This window comes from Microbulbifer sp. ALW1 (assembly GCF_009903625.1).
Classification (GTDB): Bacteria; Pseudomonadota; Gammaproteobacteria; order Pseudomonadales; family Cellvibrionaceae; genus Microbulbifer.
On the sequence record NZ_CP047569.1, the window covers coordinates 2,964,344 to 2,989,975 of the forward strand.

The following is a 25,632-nucleotide window of genomic DNA, read 5'->3' on the forward strand; positions in this document are numbered from 1 at the left end:
ATCTTCAAGGATGATTGTTGCCCGAGCGATCGGAATGGTGTGAGCCGCCCAAGTGATCCAGGTCCAGGGCGGCACTGGCTGCGCTGGTCACACCTTCCAGGATTTCCCATTGTGCGCCGATCATATTCCTCAGTCGCATCCACTGGGCGTAGAGGGAGTCGTCGAGAGGCCAGTGTTGATGTACCAGCGACTGGTAATGTTCCAGGGCTTTGGTGGCGCAATTTTCCATGGAAAAACGCTCGGCCGTTGCCAGCGCAGCCTGGCGGAGGTTGGCGTATTCTCCATTGGGCAGGTCGTGCACCCATTGCAGGGCGGCAAGTAGTTCCCGGGTAGAGTGTTTGAGGACCAGTCGACCGTTAACACGATCTTCCACTACTTCGCGGCTACCGCTGGCATCCAGTGCAACGACGGGTACACCCGCGGCCATGGCTTCCGTGAGTACCATACCTTGGGTTTCGCTGGTGGAGGAGAAGCCAAAGACATTCATTGCACTGTAGGCATCGCGCTGGGCGTTGCCCTGCAAGGTGCCGGTCAGGTGTAGCCGATCGGATAGGCCCTGGGCTTCAAATAGTGTGCGGATGTGATTTTCGATGGGGCCAGTGCCCACTACCAGAAAATGGATATCCGTATTTCGTTGCATCAGTTCGAGGACAGTTTCGGACAGGAAATTGAGATTCTTTTCCGCGGCCAGCCTGCCGAGGTGGCCAACAACAAAGGCCGATTCGGGAATGCCGTATTGCCGACGCGCTGCCATGCCATCACCGTTACGGTAATTATCCAACTGAACCCCGGTGGGCACGACGTTTACGGGAGACTGGACACCGCGCTCACGCAACAGGTCGGCAACGCTTTCGCTGGGAGCGAATACCATGCTTGCCAGGTTTCCGTAACGCGTCGCCAACTCAATGACAAAACGCTTTAGCGCTTCGGAATCTGTCGGTACATAGTGGGTGTAGCGCTCATAGAGTGTGTGGTGGGTGAAAACTAGCGGAATTTCACGGCTGCGGGCAATACGCAACGCGGTCATACCCAAAAGAAAGGGGTGGTGCGAATGCACCAGGTCAGGTTCAAAAAAATCCAGCCTTTCGGTCAGCTCCAGTGACAGGGGCAGGGCAACAGAAAAGTCGCTGCCGTTGAAGTTCTGGATGGCAGGAATGCGGACAACATCTTTTTCATTGGCGATTTTTTCTGAGAACTCCGGTGCAACAACCAATACCTGATGGCCGCGTTTGCGGTATTCGCGACAGAAGGCATCGACCGACCGCGCTACACCGCCTACGTGGGGCAGATAGGTGTTGGTGAGCATGACGATGTTCACTTGGGCTGCAGCTCCACAGTTTTTACAAAACGCTCAGGGGTTACATGGTGGTACCCAAACGCGCGCACTTCAATGGGGGGCGCTTTTTTGTGCCACTTGCCGCGCCAGGAAATACGTGGGGTGTCTCCCGGAATAATCTCTATCCAGATGGTGCCGAAATGTGTAGGCGCCGGCCCGAAGCAGATCATTTCCTGGGCATTGATATCGCTTAACCACTCCGGCGGCAAACCGGACGCGAGAATCAGGGTATCGCCTTCCTCGCGTACGAAGCAATTGCGCTGCATGGTGACCCATTCGGCGGCGGCCCAGGCGTGTTGGCCATCGCCCATACAGCCGCCGAATGAATGCGGGTGTATGGCTTCCGGCCACTGGCCGGTGGGGGAGGCAAGTTTGGCGACGTTGCGCATTAGCTCAATGCAGCGCGGATCTCCCGCGCGCAGCAATACCTGGGCAACGTGAATGGTAAGATAGGCGTTGATCCCGGAGTGGATCATGTCCTGGAAAAAGCCCCCGGATACAAAGCAGTTTTCCAGCAGAAATTCCACCAGATCCAACAGGCGGGGATCGTCTTCATCGTAAAGCTTCAAAGGGTAACCCGCGGCAATGGAGCCAATGGCACCAGCATCGAGCCGACGATTGGCGGAGGCGGGCATGGCCGGGCGTTTCAGGCGGGCGGCACACTTTTGCAACGCGTCATCGACGGTCAACATAAAGTCGTCGGCCTGTGCCTGGAAGGTATCTGCATCGAGGGTATGGCCTTCACGCTGGCAGATGGCCACCGCGGATTGTTGCCCGGCAATACCCCAGAAGTCGTCCCAGAAATAGCAGTCGTTGGGCCCCAGATGCTCTGCACTGAAACCGGCGGGTAGTAGACCGCCGGTTAGGCTGCCGTCTTTGGGTAAGCGTTTGTTGTGAATCCACTGGGAGCCCCGTAACACCGGGTCCAGCCACTCCTGTTTCAGCTTGTTGCCGGTTATCCGGCAGTACTGATCGATAATCCAGAGCGCCTCACCGTTGGAGTCCCATTCGCCGTCCTGGGAGTGAAAATAGCCGTTGCGCTTTTGCCGCGACGGGAAACGCTCCAGGGCCCGCTCGGCTCTGTCCAGCAGTCCTGCGTGGAGCAGAGACTGGATCATAAAAGCCGCGTCACGGAACCAGAACCGTTTGTAGGTATAGGGGCCGGGATACACATCGTGGGGAGAGTGCAGGATCAGTGTGCGCACCGCGGCATCGTACAGAAACTGCATTTCTGCATCCGGGACCGACATTGTGCAGTGCTGGTCGAGGTTTGCTTTCCAGTCATCCCGGGCATTGGCACTGTTCAGTTTGCAGTGCTGTGGAATACTGATCAGTGTATCGACAGTCTGGCCGGGCTCGATACGGAACAGCGCGGCGGCCGTCGCCATGCCGACTTCGCATTCCGTATGGGTTTCGTTGCCCTGATCCCGCAGGTGCAGAGCAATATCCCCTTTGCGGTAGTCTGAGGCGTGGTGCCGATCAACCGGGCGGTCAAAATACAGCCGGTCTTTCCCATCCACCGTCCAACTGTTGCGATTGCTGTCCAGCGAAATCTTATTGATGAAGGCGACCCCTTCGGGGTTGCAGGGGCGCAAAGCAACCACCAGCCAGCCGCCCTGTTGATGACTTGCACGCAATTGCATATGGCAATTGTTATTGCCTGTGTCCAGCTCCGCCCAAACCCGGCTCGCAAGCTGGCTGCGGTCGTTGGCGGATTCGGTGACGACCGCAACGCCGTCTTTCAAGTCCAGTTTTTGTGTAACCTGGCCTTCTTGGCACTTGGACGGATACAGGTCAACCTCGTCATCGCCGATGACCCAGCTATCGACAGACCAGCCATCGTAATGGGGGACCAGCAGGCCGCGCGGGTCAACAATCGGCATTTCCTCGCTACCCGGAACGCCCACCGCGGTCCAGTTGCGGTGGCTGAGGTTGCAGTGGGTAATGGAAAAGGCGCGGGGGATAAACGACACATCCGCCGGGTCAAACTGGCGCTCGATCCAGTAGGGCCAGACCCAATCCAGATTGTGCTGGATGACTTTGCTGTTCATCAGCGCGCGGGCGTGAAAAATTACCCCGGCACGCAGGAGCTCGATGGGCTCACTGACTTCCGAGGGCTCGGCAAAGCGCTGCAACCGCGCCATCACCGCCAGTGGGTCGAGAAAGCCGTGTGCGGTGGCGAACTTGCGTACGAAGAACCGCCAGGGAAGCCATTTCATCCAGGGCATTAGGGGTCTCCTTTGTCGATTTTTTGTTTCAGTGCACGGCGCGCCATGCGGGTCAGGCCGATAATCGCGAATACCGCAAATGCAAATCCCAGACCATACAGGGTCCATTCCGTCGGTGTCCGCTCGACGCGCTCACTGCCAATGCTCGCGAGATCCGCGGCGATAGAGCCGACATAGACATTGTTCACTGTGATGGGAATTACGCCGATAAATGTGCCGAGTACAAAGTCGCGAAACTTCAGTGGCGTCAACCCGAAAAAGTAGTTGGTAAGCTTAAACGGGAATAGCGGAACCATGCGCGTCAGCATGATCATGCGCCAACCTTCGTCACGCACAATCTCGCCGAGATTGTCGGGCTTGATTTTGGACATCACCCAGGCAGAGGTGCGTGTACCGAATAGATAGCGGGCAATCAGAAACGCGATGGCTGCACCCAGTGTTGTGCCCACAACCACGTAAATGGTCCCCTTGATCACCCCGAATACGAAACCTGCCCCCATGGTAAAAATCACCCCGGGGAACAGGAAAACAATGGCGACAGCAATCACCAGAATGAACCAGATACTCGCTTGCCAGCCGAGGGTGTCCATCCATTGCATCAATTCGATCAGGCGATCGTCCAGATCGAAATAGTGCAAGATTGCCAGAACCACAGCGACTGTGACGACACTGATGATGAGTAGCCAGATCGGGGAAAATTTCACGCCATAATGTTCCGGTGGAGTCTGCATTTTGGGGGTTGAATCCCAAAGAGCCAATCGGGGTCGATATGTTTGTACCTTTAAGACTAGCTAACACAGTGACGGGTGTGTCTACATCAGGCGCTATATATTCGAGTGAAATACTCGTGGCGTGACGCTATTCAGAATTCTGCTATGGCCATAACCAGAGCAAGGCGATACCGCCGAAAAAAGGTATGGCAAAGAGGGTGAGAACCTGTCGAAGCAGGGGAAGCCCCCCGAGAAATCCCGCCGCGCCCGCCTTGAAAGCCAGATTGGCAAGGCTCGCAATTACCATGGCTCGCCAAGCGGTATTGGTGGCGAGATTGCCAGACCCGGCAAGATTGGCGGTTGAAAGCGTAATTGCATCCACGTCGGTAAATCCTGAAATCAAGGCAACGATATAGATGCCGCGGTGGCCGTAGTGCTCCTTGGCGGCGGCAATGGCAAGGATCACCAGAGCGTACAGGGCACCAAAAATAAGGGCTGGTTTTAATTCTGCCGGGTTACTGGGCTCGGGCATGGCGCTTTCCCGCTGTTGTATCCGCCAGAAGGAGAGGGCGCAGACCAGCAGGCTTAACGTGAATAGCGTAATCAGTGGTGGCAGTAATGCGCCGAGCATGCGCGGTGCAACGACGCTTACCTCCACGAACATGCGAATAAACATACTGGTCGAAGCGATCAGTATCACCAGGGCTGCCAGGCCTACCGCTTTCTGCTGTGTTCGGGCAAGTCGGGCGTAGGTCACCGTCGTCGCAGTTGAAGAGATAAGTCCACCGATTAGGCCACTTAGCAGCGTGCCCGCCTTCGCGCCGACTAGTTTATAAGCGGCATAACCGCCAAGACTGATGCCCACGATGAGCACGACAAGAAGCCAGATTGAAAAGGGGTTGAGCACGTCATAGGGCCCGAAGGTGCGATTCGGCAGTATCGGCAAAATAATCAGTGACAGCACTGCAAACTGCATGATTGAGCGCAGGTCTTTTTCCGAAAGCTTTTCGGCGAAGGCGTGCATGCCGGGCTTGAAATGTAGTAGCACGGCAATGGTGCCGCCAACCGCGACCGCCACCGTTTTGTCACCCAGGACCAGGAAGGCGCCTAACAAGAACACCAGCAGTGCACTCACTTCTGTGGTGACACCACTGTAGTCGTCATGACCGCGCAGACGCTCCACATTCCCAAGCAGGATCAATACCGTCATCGCAAGCAGGCCAGTGAGCATCAGCCAGCTCATTCCCGTGTAGAGACTGAGCTCTGCGGTCAGTGCGCCGAACAGTGCGATCAGGGGGAAGGTGCGGATGCCGCCCAGGCGGTCGCCAGTGCGCTCCCGCTGCAGACCTATCAGCAGGCCGAGCCCCAGGGCGATAGCGAACGACAGGATACTGTCGGTGTCGACCATTGGGGACGTGATGGCGGTGGTGTCAGGTGCTTTGTTCATTGCTCACAGCAGTATCGGCAGAAATCACGAACTCTTCACGCGCTGGCACAACAAGCTTCGTTAATGCTCTGAACCTTCTCCTATGGTTTTTTATGGGCGTTCTTCAGTGAGGGAAGTGAGATGCGATTAATGATGGAAGTGGTCATTCCGGTGGAGAAAGGGAACGCGGCCGTCAGTGACGGGAGTTTGCAAAAAGCTTTTGAGGATTTCGAGAAGGAAGCAAAGCCGGAAGCGGCGTACTTTTTTGTGCGTGAAGGGAAGCGCGCCGCGCTGTTTATCTTCGAGGCAAAGCATCAAGGAGAGCTGGTGCGACTCAATGAACCTTTCTTTATAGCGTTGCACGCGGAGGTTCGCGTAACGCCGGTTTTGGTCGCTGAGGAACTGCAGGGAAATCTGCAAGTGAAGGCATAAAAAAACCCGGCATAAAGCCGGGTTTTCAATATGGCGGTGGGGCAGGGATTTGAACCCTGGGACCTGTTACAGTCAACGGTTTTCAAGACCGCCGCTTTCGACCACTCAGCCACCCCACCAATTTGTCCGGCGCATTATACCGGCATGTTTTCCCGGTACAAGTGCGCAGGCAATTTTTTTAGTAAGTTCAATGGGTTAGCTGCATTTTTGAACAGCTAACCCACTGTCTTTACTGGTTGAGAACTCAGCCGGCTTCCGCAGAATCTCCGGTGCTCTCCACTGGCGCGCTGCGCTTGACGCGGGGGTCGTTGGCAGGGCGCTGCAATGGGCGCGGGCTGTGCTCGATATCCGCTGGTTGTGCAGTATCCAGCGGGCGCAGTTCACCAACTTCTGGACGCGCGGTGATGACTTCGAACTCGCCCAGTGGTTTGGGGTTGATTCGGGGGTCATTGCTGGCGCGTGTCAGTTTGCCGCCGGTAGAGGCGACCGCTGGCTGTGCGGCTTCTACCGGAGCGGCCGGAGCCACTGCTTCTGCTTCTTCAGCGGTCACTGGTTCGCTAGCTGCTTCAGCAGTACCAGCAGGTTGAGGCTGTTCAGTTACCGCTGGCTCTACTTCGCTGCTAGCAATTTCGGCTTCAGTATTTTCAGCCGGTGCTTCCTCGGAAATGGCTGGTGTCGCTTCTGCTACTGGCTTGGCAGTTTCGGGCTCGGCTATTACTTCTGGCGCCTTTTCTTCCGCTTGCGCTACCGTTTGTGCTTCGGCTTGAGCAGGAGCTGCCGCTTCTGTTTTGGCGGTCGGTTCTTGCTTGGCTGCAGTCGCTTCTTCGGCGGACTCCGCGGCTTTTGCGGTTTCAGCTTTGGGCTCGTCTGCTTTCTGCTCGGATTTCAGCTTGGCATCGGCCCATGGCGTTTGCGGGGCAACTTCTGCGGTCGGCTCTTCGACTTTCGCTTTTGGCTCGCGTTTGCGCTCCGGCTTGGTCTCAGTGCTGGCGACAGGCTGTTCGCGTTTGGTCGGCTTGTTGCCGGTTTCACGCTCCGCGGTGTCAATGGCTTCATTGACTTCGCGGTTCAGTTCCTGCTGCTCGGTAGCGGCCTGGGTGCTCGCCTCTTCACTGCCTTCTGCACTGCTGTCACCACGACGGCCGCGGCGACGGGGCTGCGGGCGGGCGCGTACATTGCTGGGGCGACGGGCAGGGCGCTGCTGATCATCACTGGAATCTACAGTGGCTGCTGCATTGTCGAGATTGGTGTTTTCGACTTCTGCGGCGGTGCCTTGCTGGTCGTTGCGGCGTTCGCCACGATCACCGCCGCGACGTCGGCGGCTACGGCGCTGTCCTTCACGCTGTCCTTCTCGTTGGCCTTCCCGTTGACCATCGCGCTGTCCGTCACGCCCGCTATCGCGGTTGCTGTCACGGGTATCGATGCGGTTGTCACTGCGGCGCTCGGCGGCTTCGCTGTCGTCACGGCGCTTGTCGCCGCGCTTGGGACGATTGTCATCTTTGCGCTCTTCGCTACGTTCGTCGCGACGCTGGTCGTCCCGGCGGTTGCCGCGCTGGTTGCGTCCGCGTCCGCGGCCACCGCGCTGGTTGCGGTTGCGCTGCTGGTAGCCCTTGCCGCGACCGCTGGACTTCTTGTGTTTCTTGCGGTCGTCGTCTTCCTCGCTGCTGAACAGGCCAGTGATGGCGCTGATCAGGCGGCTGAAGAGGCCAGGCTTTTCATCGGCCTGTGGCTTGGCTTTCGCTTTGGGCTTGGCGGCCGGGGTGGGGGCCGGTGCCGTGTGGGCGATCTGCTGCACTGCCGGCTGGGCAGGGGCGCGCAGTGGCTCATCTTCCTTGTTCTTGTCTGCGGCTTCTTCAATGGTGCCGGAGATTTTGTAGGAAGTTTCCAGGGTTCCGGAGTCGTCGTCGCGCAGGCGCAGTACTTCGAAATGCGGAGTTTCCAGGTCAGCGTTGGGGACCACTACCACACGGGTGCTGTTGCGGGCCTCAATGTTGGAGATGGCCTTGCGCTTTTCGTTCAGCAGGTAAGTGGCGACGTTCACCGGGGTGATCGCGCGGATTTCTGCGCTGCGCTCTTTCTTCGCTTCTTCTTCCACCAGTCGGAGGATGGACAGGGCCAGTGACTTGGTACCGCGAATGGTGCCCTGGCCGCTACAGCGGGGGCAGACGCGGTGAGTGGTTTCGCTCAGAGACGGGCGCAGGCGCTGACGGGACATTTCCAGCAGGCCGAAGCGGGAGATACGGCCAACCTGAACGCGGGCGCGGTCCATGCCGAGCGCCTTTTCCATACGCTTTTCAACTTCGCGCTGGTTGGACTTGTTCTGCATGTCAATAAAGTCGATGACCACCAGGCCACCCATATCGCGCAGGCGCAGCTGGCGAGCGATCTCGTCTGCCGCTTCCAGGTTGATGTTGCGCGCAGTTTCCTCGATGTCACCGCCTTTGGTGGCGCGGGAGGAGTTGATGTCGATGGCGATCAGCGCTTCGGTAATGTCGATTACGATGGAGCCGCCGGAGGGCAGTTTCACTTCGCGCTCGAAGGCGGTCTCGATCTGACTTTCAATCTGGTAGCGATTGAACAGCGGGATATTATCGTCGTAGAACTTCACCTTGTTGGCGTAGTTCGGCATGACTTGGCGAGCGAATTCTGCAGCCAGCTGGTAGGCGCCATTATCGTCGACGATCACCTCGCCGATGTCGTCGCGCATGTAGTCGCGAATGGCGCGGATGATGACGTTGCTTTCCTGGAACAGGAAGTGGGGTGCTTTGGACTCGTCCGCTTCTTTCTTGATGGCGGTCCACAGTTGCAGCAGGTAGTTGAGGTCCCACTGCAGTTCTTCGCCGCTGCGGCCAACGCCGGCGGTGCGCACGATGATGCCCATACCGGAAGGCACTTCCACGCTGGACAGGGCGTCGCGCAGATCGCTGCGCTCGTCGCCTTCGATGCGGCGAGAAATACCGCCCGCGCGCGGGTTGTTCGGCATCAGTACCAGGTAGCGACCGGCGAGACTGATGAAGGTGGTGAGGGCGGCACCCTTGTTGCCGCGTTCTTCTTTGTCCACCTGTACGATGACTTCCATCCCTTCTTTGACTACATCTTTGATTTTGATGCGGCCATCGATGTCTTTCGGGGACTTGTTGAAGTATTCGCGGGAGATTTCTTTCAGGGGTAGGAAGCCATGGCGCTCTGCGCCGTAGTCAACAAAGGCTGCTTCCAGGGAGGGTTCTACGCGGGTGATTTTACCTTTGTAGATGTTGGCTTTTTTCTGTTCGCGGGTGCGATTTTCGATGTCGAGGTCGTACAGCCATTGGCCATCGACCAGGGCAACGCGCAGCTCTTCCGGCTGGGTTGCGTTGATCAGCATTCTCTTCATGCGTTAGTTTTATCCTTGCAATTGCGCGAAGGTAAAACACCGCTGAAGCTCGCAGGGCTTGAGAGGGTACGGCGGTGGCAGCGGGGGATGCCCGGTCACTCATCGCCGTGGTCGTATGCGCCTCAAGACAGGGGTCACCTCAAACGGGTGCCTGTGGGGCTGCATACTTTGTTAACTCTGAATGCCGACGAAGTCAGTACAGCATTCAAATCCTGTTGGGCCGGCCCCGATAAGTACTGGGGCGGGTCCCAACTGCTTCCCGGTTTGGGGGAGCATGGGTCACATCTTTCTTCTGGCTCTGGGGCCGGCTCGTGGCTGGGCCCTTGTGGTCAATGCCTGGTAGTTACCGACGGCCCTGGAGTGCATTGGCATCTCTGGCGGCGCGCCGGGGGCCAGTACGGTCGCTGGCGTCTGATTCTCAGAGCGTGATGTAACGAGTCGAGTTTGTTTTCAAGCGCTGCGGGCGTCAGCCCGTCTTACCTTCGCAAAAATCCCGCATTTGGCGGGGTAAGGTCGGCGAGAGCTTCAGGAGTGACAGCTTTGGCTGCATTCCCTGGGCACCATCTTGCGACGCGCTCTCGAGGAGTCTCACCGACAAAGTTTTGTTGATAACGCGGCAATCCGCGCACCGGCCCGACTGGCGGTATTTTCTCAAGAGCGGCACCTGAGTTTTTGTATAGCAGAAAAACCGTGCACCGCCGAAAACCAGCCCCAATTCAGGCCGGCCGAATATACCACGGTGCCAATTCAGCATCAATCACGCCGCTTCAAAAGCCCCTGGCTTGCGGCTATCATGCGCCCCATGCGAAGCAACCCCCCAAAAAAGTCCCCCCGTAACCCCCGCACCTCCCGCCGGGTAAATTCTCAAGCCGTTTCTCAGGAGGATCCTCAAGTGAAGGAGTCTGGTGAGTCCGCAAGTGATGCCGGCGGTCGCCCGTCACTGCAGAGTGGTGTCGGCGTGCAGTTCCTCACTGTGCCTGAAGAGCTGGCCGGCCAGAGGATCGACAATTTCCTGCAGGCGCGACTCAAGGGAGTCCCCCGTTCGCGGATCTACCGGATTCTGCGCAAGGGGGAGGTGCGCGTTAATAAAGGAAGGGTGAAGGCAGAGTACCGCGTTCAGGGCGGTGATCAGGTGCGAGTGCCGCCTATCCGCATGTCTGAGGAGTCGGCGCCGGCGGTTGCAGGTGACCAGCTGCGGCGCCTGCTTGAGGCGTCCATACTGTATGACAAGGGTGGACTGCTGGTGGTCAACAAGCCTGCCGGTCTGGCGGTGCATGGTGGCAGCGGCGTTCGTCTCGGGTTGATTGAGGCCCTGCGCCAAATGTACCCGAAGAGTCCGTTTATGGAGCTGGTGCACAGGCTGGATCGCGATACCAGTGGGGCCATTCTGGTGGCGCGCAAGCGTTCGGTGCTGCTGCATGTTCAGTCCGAGTTGCGTGCGGGCAAGCTGGGTAAGTCTTATCTGGCGTTGGCGGCAGGCAAGTGGCCTCGTGGCCGCAAGCTGGTCGAGGCGCCGCTGAAGAAAAACACCCTGAAAAGTGGTGAGCGCATGGTGGTGGTGGACGGCGACGGCAAGCCGTCGACGACGCGCTTTCAGGTCGAAGAGCGGTTCCCTGGGGCTACCCTGGTCGCTGCGGAACCGGTGACCGGTCGTACTCATCAGATTCGTGTGCACGCGCAGTTTGTGGGTTGCCCGCTGGCGGGGGACACCAAATACACCGCGGATGAGGTGAATGCGGCATTTCGTGAGCAGGGGTTGAAGCGCCTGTTTCTGCACTCTGCCGGAGTAAGGTGCACCTTGCCCGATGGAACTAGGGTTGATGTTAAAGCGCCCCTGCCTGCCGAGCTGGAGGTGGTGCTGTCGAATCTGCGCAAGCCATAGGTTAACGCCTTGCCGGCTTGATGGGCGAAGCTTATAGAGGGAAGTTGAGTGCTGGTTATTCTTGATTGGGATGGGACTGTCTGCAATTCGGAGGCGCGCATCGTTGCCTGTATGCAGCGAGCGTCTGACCGGGTTGGTTTGCCTGTGCTGGAGCCTGCGGCGATCGGCAATATCATTGGTCTCGGTCTGCCAGAGGCGATCGCCTCCCTGTTTCCCGAGGCGCACAGCGAGCAGCGGGATCAGTTGCGCTCTTTTTATGCGGAAGAGTGGCTGGCGGCCCGGGCCGAGCCTTTGCCGCTATTTGATGGTGTTCTGGCAACACTGGACCAGCTTCTGTGTGCTGGGCACCGGTTGGCGGTTGCGACCGGTAAAAGCCGGCGCGGACTTGAGCGCGAATTTGAAGAGCATGGAGTGGGGCACTTGTTCGCCGCCAGTCGCTGTGCTGATGAGACCGCGTCCAAGCCGGACCCGCTGATGCTGCGTGAGATTCTTGCTGAGATGGGATGCAGTGCTGGCGACGCGGTGATGGTGGGAGATACCGAGTATGACTTGAAAATGGCGTCGGCAATCAATATGCCCGCCATTGGTGTCAGTTATGGTGTGCACAGTCGGGAACGTCTTGATGTGTGCCGCCCACAGCAGATCATTGACCATTTCGGCGAGTTGTTGTGCTGGCCTCCGCTTGTGGCCTGATGGGTGGCTTGTGGGCTGCTGAGCGTGTCTATTGCGCCTTCAGCGGGTCCATCTGATATTGGCGCAGCAGCTCAATTAGTCGAATTAATGGTAGTCCGATAAGTGTGTTTGGGTCATTCCCTTCCATTTTTTCGAATAGTGCTATCCCTAAAGCTTCCGCTTTAAACGACCCTGCGCAATCCAGTGGCTTGTCGAGCTGCACGTAGCGCTCAGCCTCTGTTCGGTTCAATTGGCGGAAGATTACCGTGAACTTTTCGCACAGAGTGGTGTGGGTGTTGTTGGTCGCGTCTACCAGGCAGAGTCCGGTGTGGAAGTTGACCGCCTGGCCGGAGCAGAAAAGCAGCTGTTCTACCGCGTTTTCTTCGGTGCCGGGCTTTCCCAGGTGTTTCCCTTGGCACTCTGCCACCTGGTCGGAGCCGATGATGAGTGCGTCAGGAAATTGACCCGTCAGTGCCAGTGCTTTCTCGGTGGCTAGTCGGCTGGCTAGCGCGATTGCGCTCTCCTGGGGCAATGCTTCTTCATTTATATGGGGCGCGGCGCATTCGAAAGGCAATCCCAGTTTCTCCAGCAGTGTGCGGCGATAGGGGGAGCTTGAGGCTAGAATCAGTCGGCGCATGGTGGCAGCTGTCCTGGTGTGTCTGGGTTGTTGTGATTGTCGCGGCAATGTACCGGGTTCGGCTTTGGGTGTTGGCGGAAACCCCGTTACGGCGGGCGTTCCGGCGAATGATCATGCGGTGGTTGAATTGTTTTGACAAGGCTCGGGTGAGTCCATAGAATTGCGCGCTTATGTCGATACCCCCCCATAAATCTGCGCTTCCGCGCCGCATTGATGCACGAAAACTGGTGCAGCGTGAGCAGCAATTGGACGGTACTGTGCCGTGGGATGCTTTGCCGCGTCTGGTTTCGTCCACCGAGTCGGTAATTGGTGATGTAAAGGTTGAGCTGGCGTTTGCCCGCGACCTGCAGCGTCATCAGGTGGCCACCGGGCACATTCAGCTGCAAGTTGAGCTGTTGTGTCAGCGTTGCCTGCAGCCGGTGAGTGAGCAGATTGAGGCCGATGTGGCCTGGGGCTTTGTGTGGTCTGAAGAGCAGGGCAATGCATTGCCCAAAACTTTGGATCCGGTGATACAGGAAGGCGATGAGCTGGATCTGTATCAGGTGTTGGAGGATGAGATTTTGCTCAACCTGCCAATGGTGGCTTATCACGACGAGGAATGCGTCTCCAAAGATACATTCCAAAGTGGTGCTGAGGTGTCTGAGGCGGCAGGGCAACAAGAAAACCCCTTTAAAGTACTGGAACAGTTGAAGGGTTCGTCAAACAAGTCTTGAGGGCTGTTTGAAGGGTTTGGGCTCGCCGGTAGGCGCCCCGGTTCCGGTGTTAACTGTTAGTTATGTTTAGGAGCACCAAATGGCTGTTCAGCAGAACAAAAAAACCCGTTCCCGTCGCGGTATGCGTCGCTCTCACGATGCACTGAGCGGACCGACTCTGTCCGTGGATCCGACTACTGGTGAAAAGCACCACCGTCACCACGTGACCAAAGACGGTTTTTACCGTGGTCGTAAAGTGATTGATGTCGGCGGCTCTTCCGAAGAAGAGTAAGCTTTGTCCAGCCAATTACGATTGGCCGTGGATGCGATGGGCGGGGACTTAGGTCCCCGCTCTGTCGTTCCGGCCTGTGCAAGATTTCTTATCCGCTTCCCTCGGGCAGAGCTCAAGCTCTTCGGCCCACGCTCCCAACTGCAATCCCTTCTTATCAAGCAACCCCCTTCGGTGCGTGAGCGCCTCGAGGTCGTTGACTGTGCCCAGGTGATTACCCAGGGGTGCAACCCGGTTCAGGCTTTAAGGCACAAGCGGGAATCCTCCATGGCGCGAGCGCTGCAGGCGGTGGCCAGCGGTGAGTGTGGCGCTATGGTTACCTCCGGGAATACCGGCGCTCTGCTGGCCCTCGGGCGCAGCATGCTCGGAACCGTTGAGGGGGTTCGGCGCCCCGCACTGGGTAAATCCCTGCCTACGGCCGACGGCTCCTGCTTTTTGCTCGACCTCGGAGCGAATATCGACTGTGGCGCTGAAGACCTGGTGCAGTTCGCGCGTATGGGCGTAGAGGCGCAGCGCGTTTTTTCCGGCAGAGATGCGCTATCCGTGGCGCTACTGAATATTGGTGCTGAAGAGCACAAGGGTACCGAGGAAATTCGTCGTGCGGGGCAGTTACTGCAGGCGGACCCTTCGATTAATTACGTGGGATTTGTCGAGGGGCACGATATTTTTACCGGTGTCGTGGATGTGGTCGTATGCAATGGCTTGATGGGTAATGTCGCCATGAAGTCCGCCGAGGGCGTCATACGACTCATAGGTCAAAAAACATTTACGATCGACAAAAAAGCGCCGATCAAGCGCTTTTTTGGCCAATTAGCCATAAATCTGTTGCGAAAATGGCGCGCACAGCTAGAACCCGGTCGCTATAATGGCGCCAGCTTTTTGGGGCTGAAAGGCAACGTCATCAAGAGTCATGGCGGTGCCAGTAGCGAAGCGTTTTACCGCGCCATGCTGACGGCGAAAGAGTGTGCGGAGTCTGATCTCGCGCATCAATTAGGGCGAGCCATGGCTCAGCAGGCCCAGCGTCAGACGGGTTGCGATTAATTGGAGCTGTTCAATCATTCGGTGTCTTCCGATGTGAATGGTCATTGAGCAGTCGCGCGGTCCCAACCAGTTAAGGCTCCCATTATTTGGTTGAAGGATGTTCCATGACCAATCCAGTTTTGGCGTTTGTATTTCCCGGCCAGGGCTCCCAGCAGATCGGTATGCTGGCAGAAGCAGCCCAGGCCTTTCCTGAAATAGGCGCAACCTTTTCCGAAGCTTCTTCCGTGTTGGGGTATGACCTCTGGGATCTTTGCCAGAATGGCGCCCAGGAAGATATCAATCTCACTGAGCGAACTCAGCCACTGCTGCTGACCTCCAGCGTAGCGCTTTATCGCGCCTGGTTGTCGCAGGGGGGCGTTACTCCTGCACGTATGGCTGGCCATAGCCTCGGTGAATGGTCCGCACTGGTGTGTGCCGGTGTGCTCGCATTTGAAGATGCGGTGCGCCTGGTGCGCGAGCGCGGTCGTCTGATGCAGGAGGCTGTACCTGCAGGTGAGGGCGCCATGGCTGCGGTGATTGGCCTGGATGATCAGGTGGTCGAAGCGTCTTGTGCTCAAGCGGCTCAAGGTGAGGTGGTTGCTGCGGTCAATTACAACTCTCCGGGCCAGGTGGTGATTGCCGGTAGCGCCGGTGCAGTTGAACGGGCTATTGAGGCCTGTAAAGCTGCGGGCGCCAAGCGCGCACTGCCGCTGCCAGTAAGCGCACCTTTCCATACTGAGCTGATGCGCCCGGCCGCAGAAAAGCTGGCACCGCAGATTGAAGCTACTGTCTTTCATGCGCCGGAAACCCCGGTGATTCACAATGTGCATGCCAAACCCGAATCAGACCCGTCGGCAATCAAAGCCTTGATGATCGAGCAGATCTACAGCCCGGTTCGCTGGACGGCCTGCGTCCAGGCGATGGCTGCGGCCGGCACCAGTCAACTGGTCGAGTGTGGGCCGGGCAAGGTTCTTGCGGGACTGGCCAAGCGAATTGACCGTGGCTTGACGGCTGTCAATATTGAAATGCCGGCACAGCTGTCAGAAGCCGTAATTTCCACTGCAAAATAATTTGAGGAACCTATTTCGCTGGTGCGCACCAAATAGGGTCGTGGCGCGAAAGGGATGTCTGGAGAAAATATGTCTTATACAACTTCACTGGAAGGTAAGGTGGCGCTGGTTACCGGTGCTAGCCGCGGTATTGGCGCTGCAATCGCCGATTTGCTCGGCGCGCAGGGTGCTATCGTAATTGGTACTGCCACTAGTGCCGGCGGCGCTGAAAAAATTTCTGCACGTTTTGCGGAGAAGGGCGTCAAAGGTGCTGGCAAGGAGCTGGACGTCACCAGCCCCGAGAGTATTGCAGCCGTTCTTGAATCCGTGAAGGCGGAATTCGGTGCTCCGACAATTCTGGTGAACAATGCCGGTATCACCCAGGACAATCTGCTGATGCGGATGAAGGATGATGAGTGGGATTCCGTGCTGAATACCAACCTCACGGCAGTCTATCGCGTTAGCAAAAGCTGCTTGCGGGATATGACCAAAGCGCGCTGGGGACGCATTATCAATATCAGTTCTGTTGTTGGCAGCATGGGCAATGCTGGCCAGAGCAACTACGCTGCAACCAAGGCTGGTGTGGGGGGCTTTGCTCGCGCGCTGGCGGCCGAGGTTGGTTCTCGTGGAATTACCGTCAACACCGTGGCTCCGGGTTTCATTGATACCGACATGACCAAAGTGCTGCCAGAAGCGCAGCGCGATGTACTGCTCGGAAAGATCCCGTTGGGCCGACTGGGTGCGCCGGAAGAGATTGCCTCTGTTGTTGCATTTTTGGCCAGCGATGCTGGCGGTTATGTGACCGGAGAGACCATTCATGTGAATGGTGGCATGTATATGGGCTAATTTTCTTTCGAGAAAATTGCCATAAGTGATTGATTGATAAAGAATTTTTTATCATTCAAAGGTTGCTGGGAGGCGGTGCATTACATCCCGAAAAAATCAGGGTACAATGCCGCCTCGCATTAACCATAAGCTGTGTTAGCCGGTTACTGAATCACCACATGATGTGGACATATTTCAAACAGTGACCAAAACAGATTTTTATCCACTAGGAGTTAAATTGAATCATGAGCAGCATTGAAGAGCGCGTAAAAAAGATCGTTGCTGAACAACTGGGCGTGAAGGAAGAAGATGTAAAACCTGAAGCATCCTTTGTTGAAGATCTGGGCGCTGACTCCCTCGACACAGTTGAGCTGGTAATGGCTTTGGAAGAGGAATTCGAAACTGAAATTCCTGACGAAGAAGCAGAAAAAATCACCACTGTTCAGCTGGCCATCGATTACATCAACCAGAACCTTGGTTGATTCCTGCTGGATAGCTAAGTAAGGGGTAGCCGTTACCCGTTACTGTTGTACTGCGAGAGCCGTTCTATGTTGCATAGCGCGGCTCTCCGTCTATTTGAACCTTGTAAAAGCGACCGGTAAGCAAATAATTTTTCCGGCGTGTTTGATTGATTTCGGGGGAGGCGCAAGTGTCGCGTAGAAGAGTAGTTATTACCGGGATGGGCACTGTCAGCCCGCTGGGCAATACCCTTGAAGAGACCTGGTCCGCTTTGCTGGCAGGCAAGAGTGGTGTTGAGCCTATTGATAGTTTTGATGTTTCAGCATTCACCACACGTTTTGCTGCGACGGTAAAAAACTTTGACCCCGAGCCTCATGTTGCGGCCAAAGAAGCGCGCAAGATGGATATTTTCCTGCAGTACGGCCTGAGCGCCGGTATTCAGGCTGTGGAAGATAGTGGCCTGGAAATTACTGAAGCGAATGCCCCGCGTGTTGGTGCTTGTATCGGCTCTGGCATGGGTGGTATTGCTGCGATTGAAAACAATGCGTTGTTGATCGCCGAGAAGGGGCCCCGTCGGGTTTCTCCTTTCTTTGTGCCCGGTGCCATCATCAACATGGTTTCCGGCAATTTGTCGATTAAATACGGCATGAAAGGGCCGAATCTGTCCACTACCACTGCGTGTACCACTGGTACCCACGCGATCGGTTTGGGATTGCGCACCATTCAGTATGGTGATGCGGACGTGATGGTTTGCGGTGGCGCAGAAATGGTAACCACGCCTGTTGGGCTTGGGGGCTTCTGTGCAGCGCGCGCACTCTCTACCCGCAACGACGACCCTCAGGCGGCGAGCCGTCCGTGGGACAAAGACCGCGATGGTTTTGTATTGGGTGAAGGTGCCGGTGTGCTGGTGCTGGAAGAATACGAGCACGCAAAAGCGCGCGGTGCGAAAATCTACGCTGAATTGAGCGGCTTTGGCATGAGCGGCGATGCCCACCACATGACTTCTCCGCCGGAGGATGGTGCTGGTGCAGCCTTGTCGATGGCGAATGCTCTGCAGGATGCAAATCTCAGCGCTTCGGCGATTCAATATATCAATGCCCACGGCACCTCGACGCCCCTGGGTGATAAGGCGGAAATCGCCGCTGTGCGTTCCGTTTTTGAAGGCAGCCTGGACCAGGTTGCTGTGAGTTCCACCAAATCCATGACTGGCCACCTGCTCGGTGCTGCCGGCGCGATTGAAGCGATTTTCTCCGTGAAAGCGATCATGGATCAGGTGGCTCCACCTACGATCAACCTGGATAATGTGGATGAGAACTGTACAGGTATCAACCTGGTTCCACACACCGCACAGGAAATGAAGATCGACGCCGTGCTGTCCAACTCTTTCGGGTTTGGCGGTACCAATGGTTCGCTGATTTTCCAGCGGGTTTAATGCGACGCCTGAGTCTGTAAAAGGCCCCGGTAGCTTTTAGTGAGTTTGCCGGGGCCACCTCTTGTCCAACATTCCGACTGCTCCCATGGTAAAGCTGCCGACACCTGTTTCTTACACTGCTGCAGGTGCCGTTGAAACGTTGCCGGCCGACGCTGATTTCTCTGCGGGTCTGCTGGAAACCATGCGTGCCCAATCCGGCACAATTCCTTTGTTGTCTCTGCACATGGCTCGTTTTGCGCGTTGTGCGGCGGTAGGTACCTCGGAGCTTGCTCAGATTCAGCAGAGTGCACAGCAGCTTGCCAAGATGACGGCGAGCTGGCCATACGGTGCAAGCATACGTTTTCGCTACGGGCTGCTTGATCAAGGTGTGCGTTGGGACTTTTACGCGGTGCCACTTGAGGCGGTTTCTCCCTGGGGTAGGGGAGTGGTGCTGCAGCGCTGCGAAACACGGTTGGATCCGTCGGCCTCCGCGTCTCCTTTTTTACTGGCGAAAACGCGAAGTAGTGAGGCGCCAGCCGTCGTGCCGGGCTGTAAATTGTTGCGGCGCGAAATTTATGATCAGGCCGGGGGAGAAGCAGCGCTTCAGCCGGAACCAGAGGCGGATGCGCCGCTCAAAGAAGGGTTGCTGTTGGATGCCGATGGGTTGGTCATTGAGTGCTTGCGTTCGAACCTGTTGCTGCACAAAGCCGGGCGTTGGATGACTCCGAGCCTCGACGTTTGCGGGGTGCGAGGGGTGATGCTTGGCTGGCTGGCCGGTCGCGTGGAAATCAGCGAAGATAGGTTTTCCCTCCGGGATCTTGCTCTGGCCGATGAGCTGGCAGTTTGTAACGGTGTGCGCGGTGTGGTTCCTGTGGTCGGCTTCGGGGAGGCGGTGCTGGCAACCGGTCCTGCCACAGGGTGTTTGCAGCAATTGATCGCCGAAAATTTATGGTAGAGACACCCTTGTCGATAAAGATAGGCACCCTTGTCGATAAAGAGAGACTCCCAGGTAGATAAAAAGAGGCACTGTGGTAGATAAAAAAAAGAAAACGTCCGGGGCTAAATCTCCTCGTAATCGAGCGTCCTCTGGTCGGGCTAAAAAGAATTTCGGTGGCAGTTGGTTGCGCTGGTTTTTTACGCTTTTCTTCCTGGGGTTGATCGTCGGTGCGGCGGCTTTCTGGCACGCGCAAAATGCACTGGTAAAGCCCCTGTCAGTTCCTGTCGACGGGCTGCGCATCGATGTTGAAACGGGCAGTAACCTTTCCCGCATCCTGAATCGCCTTGAATCCGAGGGCGTATTGCGTTCACCCCGCTGGGTTCGTTTATACGCAAGGTTCAAAGACCAGAGCAGTATTCATCCGGGGGAGTACATGATTCCCGCGGGCAGCAATGCGATGGACTTGGTGGGCCGGTTGAATCGCGGTGATGTCACCCTGTATCGAGTGACGTTAGTGGAAGGCTGGACCTTCAGCCAGGCGTTGACACAAATTCGCAATGCGAAAAAGATTACACACACCGCAGCCGGTGAATCTGTTGCAGCCGCTGCCTCAGCGTTGGCAATAGACGGAAACCCCGAGGGGCGCATCTTCCCCGATACCTATGTATATCGTTCCGGCGCGTCGGATCTGGACCTGTTGCAGCAGGCATTCACGCGAATGGAGATGGTACTTGAGCAGGAGTGGCAGCAACGCTCAGACGGACTTCCCTACAGTAGCGCCTACGAGGCGTTGATCATGGCCTCCATCGTTGAAAAAGAGACTGGGGTTCCCTGGGAGCGCGATGAAATCGCCGGTGTTTTTGTCCGGCGTCTGGGCAAAGGCATGCGCCTGCAGACGGATCCTACGGTTATTTACGGCCTGGGTGATCGCTATGAGGGCAATTTAACGCGGGCGCACCTGCGTGGCGCCACACCGTATAACACCTACGTGATCAGTGGCATGCCACCGACGCCCATCGCGTTACCTGGCAAGGAGGCGATTCACGCAGCCTTGCACCCGAAAGCGGGGAATAGCCTGTACTTTGTGGCTAAGGGAGATGGCTCCCACCATTTTTCTTCGTCGCTGTCGGAGCACAATCGCGCGGTGCGTGAGTATCAATTGAAGCGTCGATCGGACTATCGCTCCAGCCCGGCAGACGTCAAAAACAGTGATTGATTGTGCCGGTCATTCGGTGGTTTTTAATCGTGGACTCCAAGAATGTGGACGCTAAGAACACACGTCCGCCCAGATTGTAAGTGAATGCATGTCAAATCAGACCAGAGGCAAATTCATCACCCTGGAAGGTGGCGAGGGCGTAGGGAAGTCGACCAATCTGCGCTTTGTCACCCAGTGGCTTGAGAGTCGTGGCATTGAATATGTGCAAACCCGGGAGCCGGGCGGCACTCCGCTGGCTGAAGAATTGCGCGGTTTGCTGCTGGCAAAGCGCACTGAGGCGGTTGACCCCACTGCAGAATTACTGATGGTATTTGCGGCCCGCGCACAGCATCTGAGCCAGGTTATCGAGCCCGCGCTGGCGGCGGGGAAGTGGGTGATCTGCGACCGTTTTACCGATGCTACCTATGCTTATCAAGGTGGTGGTCGCGGCTTGGATCGTGCGCTCATTGAAGAGCTGGAGCAGCGGGTGCAGGGCGAACTGCGTCCGGATCGGGTTTTACTTCTGGATCTTGACCCGGCGATTGGCCTGCAGCGCGCGGCTTCTACCGGTGCAGCGGATCGTTTCGAAAGCGAGCAGCTGGCGTTCTTTAACAAAGTGCGTGCAGCTTATCGGGCGCGGGCGGAAGCTGCCCCCGAACGCTATGCGGTTATCGATGCTGCGCGCTCTCTATCGGAGGTGCAACGACAGCTGGAAGAGGTGCTGGTGACAATTGCGGGTGCCGTATGAGTAAGGCGAAGGCCAAGTCACCCAAGGGGCAGGAAGAAGTTCCGGTAGCGGAACCGCAACTGCCAATTCCTTCACCACTTCCCTGGCAGGCATCTCAGTGGCAGCGTCTCGGTGCCCAGTGGATTGCGGGCCGCTGCCCCCATGCGTTACTGATCAGTGGCCAACCCGGGCTGGGAAAGCGACGTTTTGCGGACGCTTTTGCCGCGCTCTTGCTGTGCGATCAGCCTCGCCATGGCTTGGCTTGTGGGGAGTGCCGTGGCTGCCAGCTTCGCATTGCGCGCTCTCACCCCGATTTTATCCGCGTTGTTCCGGAGAAAGAGCAGGGGCCGCTCAAAGTCGAGCAGATTCGCCAGCTTGGTGAATTTGTCGGCCGTACCAGTGCGCGAGAAGGTGCCCGGGTCGTCTGGCTGGCACCCGCCGAGGCGATGAACATCAATGCGGCGAATGCGCTACTGAAAAACCTGGAAGAACCTTCCGGTTCCGTGATTTTCCTGCTAATTACCGACAACCCTTCCGGGCTGCTACCGACGATCCGCAGTCGCTGCCAGACCATCGCATTTCCCGTGCCGCCACAGCAGGCCGCATTGCGCTGGCTGAGCGATAGCGGGGTGGAAGGTGACCAGGCCACCAGTGCACTAAACCTCGCCGGAGGGGCGCCGCTGTTGGCGGTCAACCTCATGGAGCCGGAATCCCGAGAGCTGCGCGAACAGTTTTTACGGGACCTGACGACGCTGAGCCGCGGCAACGAGAGTCCTGTGACTCTGGCCGGACGCTGGGAGTCGCCAGGGGAGGGGGTGGACCTCAACCTTTTGCTGCAGTTCTGGCAAAGCTGGTTGGCCCAGATGTTGAAAGTGCGTAGCACGGACCAGCCCGCAGACCGGGAGATTATGGCGCTGTTGCAGAGGCTGCCGGGTAACGGTCACGAGGGATTGCGCCCGTTGTTCGGATTTTACGATCAATTGCTGAAGGCAAGGGGCTTGCTTGCCGGTAACAGTAACCCCAACAAGCGATTGCTGATGGAAGAGTTGCTCATTCGTTGGGCGGCGCTTTTTCGATAACCGTGAGTCAGGCGGTAGACAGCCTCTGGTCCTCGGGGTAACTTATCGCGACAGCCCGCCCCGCAGCGAAGGACGTTGCCGGGCGTAATAACAAGAGCAAATACGCCAGTCCATTGGCAGTAGACGATACAGGGTTGAGTATGAAAGGTATGGGGGGCGGTGCGCGCAATGGCATCCTGTCACTGAAAATCCAGGACAAATCCGTGCTGTATGCGGCCTATATGCCGTTTGTGAAAAATGGTGGCCTGTTCATCAATAGCGACAAGACCTACAACCTGGGCGATGAAGTTTTTCTCCTCCTGAGCCTGATGGATGAGCCGGAAAAACTCCCGGTTGCCGGTAAAGTAGTCTGGATTACTCCTAGCGGTGCACAGGGCAACCGCACGCCGGGCATCGGTATTCAATTTAGCGACAAAGAAAATACCGCGCAGAGCAAGATCGAAACCTTGCTGGCGGGCTCTCTCGAGTCCAGTCGTCCTACCCACACGCTGTAAGCTCACGTGTCAGGCCCTCATTCGGAGGGCCTTTCGCCTTTGCATTGGCACTGGCAATTCCGATACCCGCCGCGCGCCACAAGCTTCCTATCTGTATAATCCACAGCTCAATTCTCTGCGCCTTTTAGAGCACCTCTGGCTGGTGTTCTCAGAAGGTCCGGATTCAAAGGCCCCGATTCATGCTGGTAGATTCCCACTGTCACCTCGACAGACTGAAACTCGATCAATTTGACGGCGATCTGGATGCCGTACTCTCGCTGGCGCGCAGCCGCGGCGTGGGTAAATTTCTGTGTGTCGGGATCAGTCTCGACAACATCGACGATGTAGTCGGTATTGCCGGGCGCTATGACGACGTGGTGTGCTCTGTTGGGGTGCACCCCTTGGATGTAGATTCCGGGCTGGCAGATGTGGATACCCTCAAAGAACTGGCGACCAGGCCTAAAGTCGTTGCCCTGGGGGAAACCGGTCTTGATTACTACTACAGCACCGAAACCAAAGAGGTTCAGCAACAGAGCTTTATTGCTCACTTGCAGGCAGCGGGGCAGGTTGGCTTACCGGTGATCGTACATACTCGGGATGCCCGCGAAGACACGATTGACCTGATCCGCAGCCACGGAAGCCGTGAGCATGCCGGCGTACTCCACTGCTTTACCGAAAGCTGGGAGATGGCCAAGGCGGCACTGGACCTCAACTATTACATTTCACTCTCTGGCATCGTCACCTTCAAAAATGCCGAAGAACTGCGAGAGGTGGCTCGCCAGGTGCCACTGGACCGGTTGCTGGTGGAAACCGATTCACCGTATCTGGCGCCAGTACCGTATCGCGGTAAGCCCAATATTCCAGCCTATGTGCGCGAGGTTGCCGAATTTATCGCCGATTTGCGCGGGCTGGCCTATGAAGAACTGGCTGAACGTACCAGCGAAAACTTCTACCGTCTTTTCCCCCGCGCCGCCTGAGTGCGCGCCGATTGAACAATCAGGAACTGTATATGTTGCAGCAGCAATTACACACGATGTTATCTCTGCAGGACGAGATAAATACGCTAGTGAATGAAAACTGGCGCGCTCAGAATTTTCCCTGGTACCGTGCAATCTGGGTTGAAAGTGCCGAATTGTTGGATCACTACGGCTGGAAGTGGTGGAAAAAACAGCAGCCGGAAATGGAGCAGGTGAAGCTGGAGTTGGTGGATATCTGGCACTTCGGGCTCAGCCTCGAATTACAGCAGGGATCGCCGGAAGCGGTTGCGCAAAAAATGCAGCAGCAGTTATCCAGTGAGCGCCCGGTGGCTGGGGATTTCCGTGAAAACCTGGAATCCTTTACTCGCAATACTCTGGTTGAAAAACAATTTGATCTGGTCGGTTTTGCGCAATTAATGAGCGATTGCGAAATGCCGTTTGAAGACCTGTACCTCCGCTATGTTGGCAAAAATGTGTTGAATCGTTTTCGCCAGGATCACGGCTACAAAGACGGCAGCTATCAGAAACTCTGGAGTGGGCGAGAAGACAATGAGCATCTCGCCGAGCTTGCACAAATTTTGGACAGTTCAGCAGAAAACTTCAGTGTACAGCTATATGAAGCCCTAAAAACTCGTTATCCAGGCTCTACGACGAATTTGGTCTGACAAATTTGGTCAGTTACCGACTAAAGGCTAATGAAATTAATTTGCAAAGCCCTATAATGCAGGCGCCTGAAAACAACGGAGATTAATCGTGAAAGCACCTGTTCGTGTTGCAGTTACCGGCGCCGCCGGCCAGATCAGCTATTCGCTGCTGTTTCGCATCGCTTCCGGCGAAATGCTCGGTAAAGATCAACCGGTCATTCTTCAGCTGCTGGAAATCACTCCTGCACTGGAAGCGCTGAAAGGCGTTGCCATGGAGCTCGAAGATTGCGCCTTCCCGCTGCTGGCGGGCATTGTGCAGTCCGACGACGCGACCGTTGCCTTCAAAGACGCTGAATACGCGCTGTTGGTTGGCGCTCGTCCGCGTGGTCCCGGCATGGAGCGTAAAGACCTGCTGGAAGCCAACGCCGCTATCTTCTCTGCTCAGGGTAAGGCCCTGAACGATGTTGCTGCGCGCAACGTGAAAGTTCTGGTTGTCGGCAACCCCGCCAATACCAACGCACTGATCGCCCAGCGCAATGCGCCGGACCTGGATCCGCGCAACTTCACCGCCATGACCCGTCTGGACCACAACCGTGCCCTGACTCAGCTGGCGAACAAGACCGATTCCACCGTGAACGACATCACCCACATGACCATCTGGGGCAACCACTCTGCGACCCAGTACCCTGACCTGCACCAGGCCAAGGTAAACGGCGAAGACGCCATGGGTAAAGTTGAGCAGGAGTGGTACGAGAACGACTTCATCCCGACTGTTCAGCAACGCGGTGCAGCCATCATCAAGGCGCGTGGCGCTTCTTCTGCAGCTTCCGCTGCCAATGCTGCCATCGACCATATGCGCGATTGGGCACTGGGTTCTGCCGAAGGCGACTGGACCAGCATGGGTGTATACAGCGATGGTTCCTACGGAATTCAGGAAGGCCTGATCTACTCCTTCCCGGTTGTTTGCAAAAACGGCGACTGGGAAATCGTTCAGGGCGTGGAGATCAATGATTTCTCCCGTGAGAAGATGACCGCTACCGAGACCGAACTGGCTGAAGAGCGCGATGCGGTTGCACACCTGCTGCCGTAAGCTTTGACTTTTACCAAGTTTAAAGCCAAAAAAACCCGCACAGTGTGCGGGTTTTTTTGTTCTTGGGAT

At 56.8% G+C, this 25,632-nt stretch carries 24 protein-coding genes and 1 tRNA gene; 18 read left to right on the forward strand and 7 right to left on the reverse strand.

Annotated features, from left to right (window positions below):
• Positions 1-4 precede the first annotated feature (4 nt).
• The 4 genes from GRX76_RS12340 to GRX76_RS12355 all read right to left on the reverse strand — a co-directional run bounded on the left by GRX76_RS12340 (position 5) and on the right by GRX76_RS12355 (position 5,721).
• A complete protein-coding gene (locus GRX76_RS12340; protein WP_160153595.1) occupies positions 5-1,318 on the reverse strand; it encodes a glycosyltransferase in 1,314 nt (437 codons plus the stop codon).
• The gene (locus GRX76_RS12345; RefSeq protein WP_160153596.1) at positions 1,315-3,564 is read right to left on the reverse strand and encodes a hypothetical protein; all 2,250 of its coding nucleotides are present in this window, start codon (positions 3,562-3,564) and stop codon (positions 1,315-1,317) included. The genes GRX76_RS12340 and GRX76_RS12345 overlap by 4 nt, the downstream gene beginning before the upstream one ends.
• Positions 3,564-4,268, reverse strand: a complete 705-nt coding sequence (locus GRX76_RS12350) for a TVP38/TMEM64 family protein (protein ID WP_236250345.1) — start codon at positions 4,266-4,268, stop codon at positions 3,564-3,566. The genes GRX76_RS12345 and GRX76_RS12350 overlap by 1 nt, the downstream gene beginning before the upstream one ends.
• A gap of 169 nt (positions 4,269-4,437) precedes the next feature.
• Positions 4,438-5,721, reverse strand: coding sequence for an MgtC/SapB family protein (locus GRX76_RS12355; protein WP_201276807.1), 1,284 nt, complete (start codon positions 5,719-5,721; stop codon positions 4,438-4,440).
• A 120-nt stretch (positions 5,722-5,841) separates the two neighbouring features.
• On the opposite strand from GRX76_RS12355, the gene GRX76_RS12360 reads away from it, so the two are divergent.
• Positions 5,842-6,132, forward strand: coding sequence for a hypothetical protein (locus GRX76_RS12360; RefSeq protein WP_160153598.1), 291 nt, complete (start codon positions 5,842-5,844; stop codon positions 6,130-6,132).
• A gap of 31 nt (positions 6,133-6,163) precedes the next feature.
• Here the strand turns inward: GRX76_RS12360 and GRX76_RS12365 are convergent.
• Positions 6,164-6,251, reverse strand: a tRNA-Ser gene (locus tag GRX76_RS12365).
• 125 nt (positions 6,252-6,376) lie between these two features.
• Positions 6,377-9,505 carry a ribonuclease E gene (gene rne / locus GRX76_RS12370; protein ID WP_160153599.1) on the reverse strand — a complete coding sequence of 1,043 codons (3,129 nt, stop codon included), beginning with the start codon at positions 9,503-9,505 and terminating at the stop codon, positions 6,377-6,379.
• 892 nt (positions 9,506-10,397) lie between these two features.
• On the opposite strand from rne, the gene rluC reads away from it, so the two are divergent.
• On the forward strand, positions 10,398-11,387 hold the full coding sequence (rluC, locus tag GRX76_RS12375; protein ID WP_236250346.1) for a 23S rRNA pseudouridine(955/2504/2580) synthase RluC: 990 nt from the start codon (positions 10,398-10,400) through the stop codon (positions 11,385-11,387).
• A 48-nt stretch (positions 11,388-11,435) separates the two neighbouring features.
• Entirely contained in the window at positions 11,436-12,080 is a 645-nt protein-coding gene (locus tag GRX76_RS12380) for an HAD-IA family hydrolase (protein WP_160153601.1), read from the forward strand.
• Between the two features lie 28 nt (positions 12,081-12,108).
• Here GRX76_RS12380 and GRX76_RS12385 read toward each other — a convergent pair whose 3' ends face one another.
• The gene (locus GRX76_RS12385) at positions 12,109-12,696 is read right to left on the reverse strand and encodes a nucleoside triphosphate pyrophosphatase (protein ID WP_160153602.1); all 588 of its coding nucleotides are present in this window, start codon (positions 12,694-12,696) and stop codon (positions 12,109-12,111) included.
• A 170-nt stretch (positions 12,697-12,866) separates the two neighbouring features.
• Here GRX76_RS12385 and GRX76_RS12390 point away from each other — a divergent pair, with 170 nt between their 5' ends.
• The 15 genes from GRX76_RS12390 (at position 12,867) to GRX76_RS12460 (ending at position 25,563) form a co-directional block, all read left to right on the forward strand.
• The gene (locus GRX76_RS12390) at positions 12,867-13,409 is read left to right on the forward strand and encodes a YceD family protein (RefSeq protein ID WP_160153603.1); all 543 of its coding nucleotides are present in this window, start codon (positions 12,867-12,869) and stop codon (positions 13,407-13,409) included.
• A 79-nt stretch (positions 13,410-13,488) separates the two neighbouring features.
• Complete coding sequence (rpmF, locus tag GRX76_RS12395; protein WP_043316110.1) at positions 13,489-13,680, forward strand: 50S ribosomal protein L32; 192 nt, start codon at positions 13,489-13,491, stop codon at positions 13,678-13,680.
• Between the two features lie 27 nt (positions 13,681-13,707).
• Positions 13,708-14,718 (forward strand): phosphate acyltransferase PlsX, encoded by a 1,011-nt coding sequence (plsX, locus tag GRX76_RS12400; protein ID WP_255461869.1) that lies wholly within the window; start codon positions 13,708-13,710, stop codon positions 14,716-14,718.
• A 104-nt stretch (positions 14,719-14,822) separates the two neighbouring features.
• Complete coding sequence (fabD, locus tag GRX76_RS12405; RefSeq protein WP_160153605.1) at positions 14,823-15,767, forward strand: ACP S-malonyltransferase; 945 nt, start codon at positions 14,823-14,825, stop codon at positions 15,765-15,767.
• 69 nt (positions 15,768-15,836) lie between these two features.
• Positions 15,837-16,592, forward strand: coding sequence for a 3-oxoacyl-ACP reductase FabG (gene fabG, locus GRX76_RS12410; RefSeq protein WP_160153606.1), 756 nt, complete (start codon positions 15,837-15,839; stop codon positions 16,590-16,592).
• A gap of 224 nt (positions 16,593-16,816) precedes the next feature.
• Complete coding sequence (gene acpP, locus GRX76_RS12415; protein ID WP_010130751.1) at positions 16,817-17,053, forward strand: acyl carrier protein; 237 nt, start codon at positions 16,817-16,819, stop codon at positions 17,051-17,053.
• A 167-nt stretch (positions 17,054-17,220) separates the two neighbouring features.
• Positions 17,221-18,462 (forward strand): beta-ketoacyl-ACP synthase II, encoded by a 1,242-nt coding sequence (gene fabF / locus GRX76_RS12420; RefSeq protein ID WP_160153607.1) that lies wholly within the window; start codon positions 17,221-17,223, stop codon positions 18,460-18,462.
• A 61-nt stretch (positions 18,463-18,523) separates the two neighbouring features.
• Positions 18,524-19,396 carry an aminotransferase class IV gene (locus GRX76_RS12425; protein WP_160153608.1) on the forward strand — a complete coding sequence of 291 codons (873 nt, stop codon included), beginning with the start codon at positions 18,524-18,526 and terminating at the stop codon, positions 19,394-19,396.
• Between the two features lie 166 nt (positions 19,397-19,562).
• Complete coding sequence (mltG, locus tag GRX76_RS12430; protein ID WP_236250347.1) at positions 19,563-20,594, forward strand: endolytic transglycosylase MltG; 1,032 nt, start codon at positions 19,563-19,565, stop codon at positions 20,592-20,594.
• Positions 20,595-20,682: 88 nt separating this feature from the next.
• A complete protein-coding gene (tmk, locus tag GRX76_RS12435; RefSeq protein ID WP_160153609.1) occupies positions 20,683-21,321 on the forward strand; it encodes a dTMP kinase in 639 nt (212 codons plus the stop codon).
• Complete coding sequence (locus GRX76_RS12440) at positions 21,318-22,379, forward strand: DNA polymerase III subunit delta' (protein WP_160153610.1); 1,062 nt, start codon at positions 21,318-21,320, stop codon at positions 22,377-22,379. The genes tmk and GRX76_RS12440 overlap by 4 nt, the downstream gene beginning before the upstream one ends.
• A 140-nt stretch (positions 22,380-22,519) precedes the next feature.
• Entirely contained in the window at positions 22,520-22,873 is a 354-nt protein-coding gene (locus GRX76_RS12445; RefSeq protein WP_160153611.1) for a PilZ domain-containing protein, read from the forward strand.
• 179 nt (positions 22,874-23,052) lie between these two features.
• Positions 23,053-23,829: a TatD family hydrolase gene (locus GRX76_RS12450; protein WP_160153612.1), complete on the forward strand. Its 777-nt coding sequence runs from the start codon at positions 23,053-23,055 to the stop codon at positions 23,827-23,829.
• A gap of 32 nt (positions 23,830-23,861) precedes the next feature.
• Positions 23,862-24,494 (forward strand): dUTP diphosphatase, encoded by a 633-nt coding sequence (locus GRX76_RS12455; protein ID WP_160153613.1) that lies wholly within the window; start codon positions 23,862-23,864, stop codon positions 24,492-24,494.
• Positions 24,495-24,582: 88 nt separating this feature from the next.
• Positions 24,583-25,563: a malate dehydrogenase gene (locus tag GRX76_RS12460; protein WP_160153614.1), complete on the forward strand. Its 981-nt coding sequence runs from the start codon at positions 24,583-24,585 to the stop codon at positions 25,561-25,563.
• The last annotated feature ends 69 nt before the right edge of the window (positions 25,564-25,632 follow it).

Coding starts and splice junctions, on each gene's coding strand:
- GRX76_RS12345 (WP_160153596.1), bottom strand. CDS start 3,564: ATGCCCTGGATGAAATGGCTTCCCTGGCGGTTCTTCGTACGCAAGTTC.
- GRX76_RS12355 (WP_201276807.1), bottom strand. CDS start 5,721: ATGAACAAAGCACCTGACACCACCGCCATCACGTCCCCAATGGTCGAC.
- GRX76_RS12360 (WP_160153598.1), top strand. CDS start 5,842: ATGCGATTAATGATGGAAGTGGTCATTCCGGTGGAGAAAGGGAACGCG.
- rne (WP_160153599.1), bottom strand. CDS start 9,505: ATGAAGAGAATGCTGATCAACGCAACCCAGCCGGAAGAGCTGCGCGTT.
- GRX76_RS12385 (WP_160153602.1), bottom strand. CDS start 12,696: ATGCGCCGACTGATTCTAGCCTCAAGCTCCCCCTATCGCCGCACACTG.
- GRX76_RS12390 (WP_160153603.1), top strand. CDS start 12,867: ATGTCGATACCCCCCCATAAATCTGCGCTTCCGCGCCGCATTGATGCA.
- rpmF (WP_043316110.1), top strand. CDS start 13,489: ATGGCTGTTCAGCAGAACAAAAAAACCCGTTCCCGTCGCGGTATGCGT.
- fabD (WP_160153605.1), top strand. CDS start 14,823: ATGACCAATCCAGTTTTGGCGTTTGTATTTCCCGGCCAGGGCTCCCAG.
- fabG (WP_160153606.1), top strand. CDS start 15,837: ATGTCTTATACAACTTCACTGGAAGGTAAGGTGGCGCTGGTTACCGGT.
- acpP (WP_010130751.1), top strand. CDS start 16,817: ATGAGCAGCATTGAAGAGCGCGTAAAAAAGATCGTTGCTGAACAACTG.
- tmk (WP_160153609.1), top strand. CDS start 20,683: ATGTCAAATCAGACCAGAGGCAAATTCATCACCCTGGAAGGTGGCGAG.
- GRX76_RS12440 (WP_160153610.1), top strand. CDS start 21,318: ATGAGTAAGGCGAAGGCCAAGTCACCCAAGGGGCAGGAAGAAGTTCCG.
- GRX76_RS12445 (WP_160153611.1), top strand. CDS start 22,520: ATGAAAGGTATGGGGGGCGGTGCGCGCAATGGCATCCTGTCACTGAAA.
- GRX76_RS12450 (WP_160153612.1), top strand. CDS start 23,053: ATGCTGGTAGATTCCCACTGTCACCTCGACAGACTGAAACTCGATCAA.
- GRX76_RS12455 (WP_160153613.1), top strand. CDS start 23,862: ATGTTGCAGCAGCAATTACACACGATGTTATCTCTGCAGGACGAGATA.